The sequence below is a fragment of the Propionivibrio dicarboxylicus genome (assembly GCF_900099695.1).
Taxonomy (GTDB): Bacteria; Pseudomonadota; Gammaproteobacteria; order Burkholderiales; family Rhodocyclaceae; genus Propionivibrio; species Propionivibrio dicarboxylicus.
Window position 1 is genome coordinate 1 of sequence record NZ_FNCY01000033.1, and the last position, 9286, is coordinate 9286.

General features: G+C 58.5%; 6 protein-coding genes and 1 pseudogene. 1 reads left to right on the forward strand and 6 read right to left on the reverse strand.

Features of this window, described 5'->3' with window-relative positions; all coding sequences use genetic code 11:
- Positions 1-72: 72 nt before the first annotated feature.
- The 5 genes and pseudogenes from BLR25_RS20565 to BLR25_RS20585 all read right to left on the reverse strand — a co-directional run bounded on the left by BLR25_RS20565 (position 73) and on the right by BLR25_RS20585 (position 7538).
- Positions 73-381, reverse strand: coding sequence for a hypothetical protein (locus BLR25_RS20565; RefSeq protein ID WP_091940680.1), 309 nt, complete (start codon positions 379-381; stop codon positions 73-75).
- 200 nt (positions 382-581) lie between these two features.
- Positions 582-1713: pseudogene (locus BLR25_RS20570) on the reverse strand (IS3 family transposase).
- Positions 1714-1832: 119 nt separating this feature from the next.
- Entirely contained in the window at positions 1833-2747 is a 915-nt protein-coding gene (locus BLR25_RS20575; RefSeq protein WP_091937332.1) for a Wzz/FepE/Etk N-terminal domain-containing protein, read from the reverse strand.
- A 96-nt stretch (positions 2748-2843) separates the two neighbouring features.
- On the reverse strand, positions 2844-5057 hold the full coding sequence (locus BLR25_RS20580) for a YjbH domain-containing protein (protein ID WP_091937334.1): 2214 nt from the start codon (positions 5055-5057) through the stop codon (positions 2844-2846).
- A gap of 33 nt (positions 5058-5090) precedes the next feature.
- Positions 5091-7538 carry an SLBB domain-containing protein gene (locus BLR25_RS20585; RefSeq protein ID WP_176785836.1) on the reverse strand — a complete coding sequence of 816 codons (2448 nt, stop codon included), beginning with the start codon at positions 7536-7538 and terminating at the stop codon, positions 5091-5093.
- A gap of 472 nt (positions 7539-8010) precedes the next feature.
- On the opposite strand from BLR25_RS20585, the gene BLR25_RS20590 reads away from it, so the two are divergent.
- Positions 8011-8670, forward strand: coding sequence for a YjbF family lipoprotein (locus BLR25_RS20590; protein ID WP_091937338.1), 660 nt, complete (start codon positions 8011-8013; stop codon positions 8668-8670).
- 164 nt (positions 8671-8834) lie between these two features.
- Here the strand turns inward: BLR25_RS20590 and BLR25_RS21120 are convergent, their stop codons facing one another.
- On the reverse strand, positions 8835-9173 hold the full coding sequence (locus BLR25_RS21120) for a hypothetical protein (protein WP_176785837.1): 339 nt from the start codon (positions 9171-9173) through the stop codon (positions 8835-8837).
- Positions 9174-9286 lie beyond the last annotated feature (113 nt).

Below are 9286 nucleotides of genomic sequence, written 5' to 3' on the forward strand. Positions count from 1 at the left end.
TTACCCTGACGCCCCAGTGTCAAGGCTAGGCCCCTGCACCAATATATCAGAAATCCCGTACAGCGCCAGCCCTCAAAACGGCATCGCTCCCGTCAGCGTATGCATCGCGAGATAAATGAACAGGATCGGCCAGGTCAGCTTGAAAAAGAGCTTCTGGTAATCGACAAAGTTCATTTCGCAACGTTCGCACAGCAAGTAAAGTGCCGGAATGACCGGACTGGCCAGGCGCCAGGCCTGCCCAACCATCGATGCGACAGCGATCTGCTCAGTCGAAATACCGAGTTGATTGCCGACCGGCGCGACGATGGCGGCGATGCCGAAGTTGTACGCGGCTGAGAAATTTTGGGCAGAAGGAGGGGGCGGATAAAATCCTGGGGGCAACTCACGAAACGAAATAAAATCGTACGCTAAGCCTCGCCGAGCATTCGAAGCGGCTGGAACTTGTCTTGCTCAACCTGCTTGTTCTGCCGCCAGATGTAGTCGCTGCTCAAGTTGATGTTCTCCCAACCCCGCGGCGAAAGGAGTAGCCCCGGTTAGTTGGACAGGATTTTGGTTTTTATAAGTGATATTTCTACCGGGTTTTAAGCCACCGCGGCGAGCGGCGGCTTGGTGAGGTTGAAGTAGGCCATGTCAGGCGTTTTCGCGTCAAGCGTGGAATGCGGACGACGGCGGTTGTAGAAATCGAAATATCGGTTCAGAGCTTCTCGGGCGGCGGAAACGGTTTCATAGCCGTGCAGATAAACCTCTTCATACTTCACGGATTTCTATAACCGTTCGACGAAGACGTTGTCGCGCCAGCAGCCCTTGCCATCCATGCTGATCTGGATTTTGTGCTGCTCAAGCACGCTGATGAAAGCCGTGCTGGTGAATCGACTGCCCTGATCGGCGTTCATGATTTCCGGGGCACCGTACTTCAGAATGGCTTCCTCTCGCGCCTCGACACACGGATCAGCCGTCAACGTGTTGGACAGTCGCCAGGCCAGAACACCACGTGTCGTCCAATCCAGAACGGCAGTCAGATAGACGAATCCGCGTTGCATCGGGATGTACGTCGTATCCATGGCCCAGACCTGGTTCTGGGCGATCGATGGTGAGGTGACGCAAGAGGTAGGGGTAGATCCGGTGCGCCTGGTTCCGCCGACTGGTGTTGGCCTTTCGGCAGAGCGCTTCGATGCCCATCTTCTTCATCAGCGTTGATGTGTTTGCTGCCGACCACGATCTTGTCTAGCCTGAGCATATCGCGCAGCATGCGCGCCCCGGCAAAGGGATGATCCAGATGCAACTTGTCGATTCGGCGCACCATCTGAAGATCGCATTCCGACATCGCTTGCGGCCGGTAATACACCGTCGAACGTGAAAGATCGAGTAACTGAACTTGCCGAACCACGGGCAATCCGTGTGCCTTGTCGATCATCTTTTTGCGCTCGCATCGCCCATGCGACCGAGCGCGCCGACAAAAAAATCGATCTCCAGCGCCTACTGGCCTATCTTTGCGTGAAGGTCTTTCAACTCCGGACCCGCTGCTTGTTTCTCGGCGGCCGTTGCAAATACGCCCACTGCATTCTCCAGCAACTGCGTCTTCCATTGCGCAATCTGGTTCGGATGAACGTCTAATTTTTCCGCCAAGGCGGCAAGCGTCTCATCCCCTTTGAGGGCGGCTATCGCCACGTTGGCCCTGAACGCTGCTGTGTGATTACGACGAGGTCTTCTCATTGCTCTCTGCTCCTGTAGGTCGGCGACTTCCATTGCACGTTGAAGCAGAAATATCACTTATCCAGGCGCTCGATTTCTCGGGGCTACTCCTCATCGATCAAGCAGCACAACGGCACGATTTACTGAGTGACAGATCGACGCAGGCGGCGCTGCCTGAGCGACTGGCGCACAAAAACGAAGACCACGCCGACAAACAAGCCGCCCAAGGCGCCCAACGCCATCATCAAGGCACGTTTCGGCGACACGTAAGCATTCTCGTCGACGATTGCCGCCGGGTCGATGACCTTGAAGGCGAACTGTTCCTGCGTGTTGGCCATCATCATGGTCTTGATCTGGTTCTCCATCACGCGATAAATCGTTTGCTGCACATCGACAACCGGTGTTTTCTGCAATTCCTTTTCCAGATAACCGATGCTGAGACGCGTCTCGTCGATGGTTTTCTGTCTCAGGTTGGCGTTGGCCATCTTCACCAAATCATTGGCCCAGGCCACCGCCTGTTCGCGATCCTTCCAGGTGATCGTCAGCGTAATCAGATTGGTCTTCTTGTCGTGCGCGACAGCAAGGATTCTCTTCGAGAACAACTCGTAGGCTTTCCATAAGGTCGGCATTTTCTCAGGATCGGTGCTCAGCCACTTCTTGTTCGCCGCATCCCACTGCTTGGCATAAAAAATGGGCATCAAATCGTTATCTTTGATGAAGCCTTCGAGCAGGACACGTGACTTGAGATACGCAAGCGATGCGTCCTTGCTGCCCCCGCCACCGACACTCACCCCGGCCATTTCGGCCAAACCGCCGAGTTGTCCGGCGAGCGCGCCCATACCGCCACCACTCTTGCCCTCGTCGGCGAAGGTCGCAGTGACTTTCGCCTCGTACTTCGGCGTCATATAAAAGGCCAAGCCCGTAGCGAGGGAGAAAGACAAGGCGGCGAATAACGCAATGATCCACTTGTTCTGCACCAGCGTCATACCGAGTTCAAACAGATCGATCTCGTCGTCCATCTCCGCTTCGCTCACGCCCGTATTTTCCGAAGTCATACTGATTCATCCGTATTGAGTGCACCGTTCAAGCCCTGTGCATTGTATTGAAAAACGTCGTGCTCCAACATCCACGCCACTTCATCATCGCCAAGATCACTCAAGCGCGCGCGTCCAATCGCTCATGAACCTATCCGGGTTGGAATCGGCCACGATCGGATACAGGCGCTTGGCAACCGCGAGTCGCTGCCCGCCGTCCCGGGTCAAGGGCCGCCAGCCCATCGTCATTCTGTTGCGACTTGAGTACAAGGAAATGAGGTCCATCGGTATCGAGATGAAGATGCCTTTATCGAACGATCCCTCACCGAACTGCTCGGCCGGAACATTGGTCTTCGTCACGAAGGCGCCGATGACGACGCCGCTGTCGAACTGCCGCGCCAGCGCAAATGTTGCACCGCGATCTCCGGCAAGGTACTTGCCGACGCTCAACTGCGCCGTCATGTTGTAGAACGGCAATCGGTAGTAAAGATCGACATGTCCGGTATCGACCTGGTAATCACGAAAATCGAAGCGCTGGTCGTAGCCGCGCTGCTTGACGCGATTGATGTCGGCCCCGATCGCCCAAGGCTTGTCGAAAGGTCGGTAGAGCACCTCGCCGCCGACACCGCCGAACATTTCCTCGAAATAGCCGACGGAGGCGCGGCCGTACCAATCCGGTCGGAGATTGGTCAGATAGTCGGCGTGGAACTGCGAAAGACTCGTCTTCCCCTGCTTAAGGTATTTGACGATATCACTGCGCACGTGCGGCAAAACACTGTCCGATGGCAACTTCAAGGCATCGAGGTTATCCGCCAGATTCAGCGCTACACCACTGGTCACGCTTAAGTGGCGCGTCAGTTGCAGTTCATTGCTGCCGCGTACGTAAAGTTGGTAGAAATACTCGCCGTCCGGACCGCCAATCTGATGCTTCATTGCCGGCGCCCAGAACCAATTGGAATTCGGGTATGCGCCGGGAACATCCATCGGCTTTGCCTCGCGATCGGAACCCGGTCCGGCATAGCTCAGATGCATCGCTATCTCTTCCGGACTCCCCTCGTGACGCACCGCCTTTTCCAGATCTTGGCGCAACAAAGTGGCGCGCGCCGTTTCCAAACCGCTCTCGCGAGTGACATACGTCAACTCTTCGACACTGGCAGGAACGTTGTTCGCCATGATCCGCACCGCGCGACCCACTGCACGTGCGTTATTGCGGAAGGTCTCCTGGGAAGCCTCCACCACCGCCCGCTTCTCACTGATCTCAGTGGCACCGACACGGTAGCCCGACGCTGATAACGCGGCGACTAGCTTTGTCGACGTCTCCTGAGCCGACTGGCCGGCCGGCGTCAAGGTCGGATTGCCGCCGGCGCGATTGTGCGCGACCAACTCGGACAGATCTCGCGGCTTGACCGGTTGCGGCGACGGATCGACCTTTGGCATCCCGGATACCGCATGCAGGTTACTGTGCAGCGCAAGGCCGAACATCACGGTATTGCCTCGCTCGACGCCAAACGAGACATCGAGCCAGCGGCCATAGGAATAGGTCAACCCGACGTTGATCGGCGACGAGGCGACAATCGGCTGCCCGGTGGCATCGTTCCTGTAGTTGTTGCCGTCCAGCTCCAGCTTCGCCACCAAACCCTGAATCGGCGTCTGATACGCGACACCACCGATCAGCGACGCGCGCTCGCCACGAAAGTACTCGGCCGTCGACAACAATCCGCCTTGTCCAACCGTGGTTTGTCGCGTCTTGAAGCCGGACGACAACATTGTGAGCGGATTCTTCAACTGCCCGCGCGAACCGAGGTAACCCCAACCCAGCCCGAGGCTGACATCGAGATCGTAGTAGCGCCGGCTGGCGACCAGATACTCACCGGCGAATAACCCGGTCCCGCCGACGTCGCGAATGCCAAATGCGACCTGCGGCAGATATTCGGACTCCTTGAGCAGTTCGATCTTGAAATCGAAGCCTTTGTCCTTGTAGGTCTGGTTGCCGGAAAAACTCTCCGGTCCGTACAAGCGGTCGAGAATCGTCGTGTACCGTAGCACACCCTCGACGCCCGGCAGCGGCTGCATGGTCAACGCCTTGCGGATATAGGGCGAGGTGCGCGTGTAGGAAAAAGCAAAATCGCCTTCCGGGGCGAAGCGCGCCGTCGGCATCTGCAGAAGACCGATACCGCCCATATCCGAATAGGTCTCGAACAGCGGCATCGGCTCAACCTGCGCCGTCGCCCCGAACGACGCGAACAGGCACAGCACCGCCGCATATCGCCCACCGATACGCAAGGCGCCGAGTCGGGGCGCCTCCAGACGCCCCCGACAATCACGCGACATTCAGGACAATCCTGCCAGTCTTGTCTCTCCCGACTACTTCGAGATGACGCTGAGCGCCGCCGCCGACAAGGCCAAGTCCTTGGCGACCTGCAGGGACAGCAACATGAGATCGGTCGCGGTCGTCGGCAGTGCTTCGCGCGACACATAGATCGTGCTGCCCGGCGGCAACAACGTCGGCCGGAAATTCCAGGAGGAAATCTTGAGCGGTTCGGCATTGCCGTTGGGCAGAATGGCAAAAATCCGGTTTTCGTCAGCCAACTGCGACAAACCACCGACCGAGGCAATATAGTCTGCCGCCTTCTTGCCGCTGACGAACTGCACCGAGCCCGGATTCAGCACCTCGCCCATGACCAGGATCGACGACGGACGTCGCGGCACATGGATTTCGTCGCCAGGCTCCAGGAGGACATCGAGTTCCTTGCGTACCTGCAATACGGTCGGGTCGGCTTCGACCACCATGCGGCCGACCGGCTCCATCGTCCGCATCTGGTTAACGAGACTCATCATCACCGTTCCCGCCCCGGCATCGGCCGTCGCGGTCGTGCTGGCCGTCCGCATCCGCGTCATCCCCATCAGGATTGAATTCTGCAGATCGTAAGCCGCCTTCTGGTAGTACTGTCGCTTCTCTTCCTTGACGCTCTGGCGCAGGAAAACGGCGCCCTGCGGATAGGCTTGGGAGGTGATGCCGCCGGCCCGCGCGATCACTTCCGAGAGGCGTTCGCCACGGCGGATCTCAAAACTCCCGGGATGGGTGAACTCGCCGGAAAGACGAACGATACCGGTATCCATTTCCGAGAAACGCTTGCGCACCAGCACGAGATTCCCCGGCTCGAGCGCGGTCTGAGCCAGCGCCCCGAGCTTGACCATGGTTCTGTTGAAGGACGCCGACCCGGCCGCCACCGCCACCTGCCGCGAGACTTCGACACCCGACGGATCCGCCTCGCGAGTGAGACCACCGCGAGCACTCAGCGCCACATCGAGCGCGAGCCCTTCAGGAATCGGCAGAACCCCCGGCTGCTTGACTTCACCGCGCACGGTAATGACGTTCTCAAGCACGAAGGTCAGCAGACCCGGGGTCTGGAAGACCGCCGGACAGCTTGCGCTTCTGACCAGTCGCTTGGCTTGGGCATCCTGCCCGGAACTCAGGATTGCTGCCCGGAAACGCTCCGTGCCTTCGCGCCGGATGATATCCGACACTTCAACCAAACCTCCGCACCGAACCTGAGCTGTTTTGGGACCATTAATACTGCGAGCAGCGTCGACACCTGCGTTGGCATCCTGAAGTTTGGCGGGGTCGGAGAACCGGTTCGCAGTATTAAGGAGATCGCCTTGCACCAACCTGCGCGCATTCGCCTGGCCTTCAAGCACCTTGTTCGCTTCGCGATCTTCGAGAACGACGGGATTGTTGGCGTCGCCCTCCTCGGGCGGCAGACGCCCGACCAAAACGAACTGGACGTTTGCCGACGAGAGGAAATCAACATCGGCGAGACTTAACACGGTGACCCGGTCACCGGGTTCCAGCACTTCGGCCGTTTTACCGCGCACGATGTCGAGCAGATTGACCGACAATAAGCGCTTCGCGCCGGAAGCCGGGTCGATGCGTTCGATGATCGCCAACGGACGGTAGGCATCACGCTCCAGCACCTCAAACGACGGAATCAGCGCGGACAATTTCATGCCCTGCGTCCATTCGTAGTCGCCAGCACGCTCGACACTGCCGGCCAGCGTCACCGACTTGTCCCAGCGTGCGACGACCGACGGCACCGTCAGGATATCGCCATCGAGGAGCTCGAGCTTGCGTTGCGTCGGCGTCGCCAAGGCCATGTCGTGCACTTGTCGCTTGCCATCCTGGCCAATCCGGTCAAGCTTTGACCGCGCCGGAAAGGCGGTCGGCGACAAGCCGCCGGCAAGTGCGATCAGATCCTCGGCAGTCTTCTCGCCGGCCAGTTCATAGATTGCCGGACGCAGCACATCACCACCAATACCGACGCGCCGACCGACCGTCGGCACAAAAATCGTATCGCCCGACCGCAGGCGGATCGTGTTCTTCGTTCCGCCCTGCAGCAGCGCCTCATAGAGGTCGATACGGGTGACAACGGCGCCGTTACGCCGCACCTCGATCTTGCGCATCGAACCGCTCGGCTTGATGCCGCCGCCCACCAGCAAGGCATTGACCACCGTCGTCAAGGCATCGGTCGCGTAGGCCGCCGGATTGTTCACTTCGCCCATCAGGAAAATCTGGATCGAACGCAGCGACCCCATATTGACCGTCGCCTCGACGCCGATCTTGTGCGTACTGATCTGATCGAGCAAGGTCTTGGCCACCATCTCGTAAGTCATGCCCGCGACAGGCACTGGCCCGATACCTTGCAAAGTCACGGTGCCGGTACGCTCGACTGGCAGCAGATAAGTCCTGTTCTCTTTGCCGAACAGGCGCAGTTCGATCGTATCGCCAATACCGACAACATAATCGTTGGGCACGGGCATATCGCCCGCGGCGGCAAAAGGAATCACGCCTCCGGACAGAAACTGCTCACCGAACGGACGCAACCCACCGGCAGAAAATCCGACAATCGGCGCAGAAACAGAGGCCTTGACCGGCGCGCTGACGGGGTTTACCTGCCGATTCCTGGCACCAGCGCCAGACAATGGCACGGTCGCGGTATTGAATTTTTCCAGTTGATCCGCCTGCAACGCCTTCAGATCTGCAGCGCCCAGAGGATCCAACGCCTGCGCTAATACCAATGGACTAGCCAGCAGAACACAGGTCAGAAGCGCAGCAAACCACCGCTTATGGATTGACATAACGACTATCCGAAAATAAGTTGGAAAAAACGGAGCAACACGGAATACCATCGACAAAGCCGCGACACCGCAGCCCGCCAACACCGGTTTGTAAAACGCAGCCCGGGATTATACACTGCGCCCAAATTCACTTCCTAAAGACAATGCCATGAAAAGACGCCATTTCCTTGGCATACTGACTTCGGCTACTGCACTCGCCGCCTGCTCATCCAACAACGTGTCATTGAAGACACTGCGAGAAGTTTATGACGCCCGTTTCGGCAAGGCATCGTCGTTCGATCCAGAATTGCCCGACACACTCCCTTATGCCTCAATTGCCGTCACTTTCAAGAACTGGAAAAAGCTATTGCTGATTCTTGGCAAAGTGGAGGGAGACGAACAGCACTGGATTTCAGAGGACCGCGGCGTCCTGGTCACGCGCTTTGGACGGATCATCAAAACCGTCGGCCTGCCGGAAGAGCTGCTCAAGACGGTCTTTCACTCACCGGACTTCTTCGAACGTACGCAACTGACCACGCCCAGCGCAGAATCGGCTCGCCGAAGCATCGATTTGTCGCCCGGAAACCGCTATGCCGTGATCGTCAATTCGACACTCACCCCCCTCGGCGATATGACGGCAATTCAGATCGGAAAACACATAAGACAGGTCCGCTGCTTTGAGGAAAACGGCGAAGCCACTGCCCTCTCATGGCGTTTCACCAACCGCTACTGGGCCGACGCCTCCGGTTTCGTCTGGAAAAGCGAACAACAGACTTCCCCCAACACCCCCATCATCACAATCGAAGTCGCCAAACCCTACGGAAACTAGGCATAAAAAAACCTCCGTTTCCGGAGGTTTTTTGCCCAACTGAAACTGGAACGATCAGTTCGTCGACGTAGAAGTAGAAGTAGAAGTAGAAGTCGTCGTGTTATTGTTGTTATTGCTCTGGCTAGTGGCCACTGCAACCGCAGCACCGATAGCCGCAGCCGCACCTATCCCAGCAGCAATGGCACCCGCTGTAATCCCGCCGACAGCCGCTGCACCCGCTGCCGCCGCACCCGCTGCTGCCGCACCGGCACCCGCCGCCGCACCCGCGCCCGCTGCACCAGCACCGGCAGCTCCTGCGCCGGCCCCCGCTGCACCAGCACCAGCACCAGCACCAGCACCAGCACCAGCACCAGCACCAGCACCAGCACCAGCACCGCCTGCACCAGCACCAGCGCCGCCAGCCCCGGCACCACCGCCCGCGCCCGTGCCCGTGCCAGCACCTGCACCAGCACCACCAGACCCGCTGGTAGCACCAGTCCCGGCGCCGCCTGCAGCCTGGCCAAACGCCACGTTAATCGATGACATCGCCAGCAATGCGGCGAACAGCGTGGATGCGACTTTTTTCATGGTAGTCTCTCGGAAGGAAAATTACTACGGCATACTATTACCCTGACGC

Coding starts and splice junctions, on each gene's coding strand:
- BLR25_RS20575 (WP_091937332.1), bottom strand. CDS start 2,747: ATGACTTCGGAAAATACGGGCGTGAGCGAAGCGGAGATGGACGACGAG.
- BLR25_RS20580 (WP_091937334.1), bottom strand. CDS start 5,057: ATGTCGCGTGATTGTCGGGGGCGTCTGGAGGCGCCCCGACTCGGCGCC.
- BLR25_RS20590 (WP_091937338.1), top strand. CDS start 8,011: ATGAAAAGACGCCATTTCCTTGGCATACTGACTTCGGCTACTGCACTC.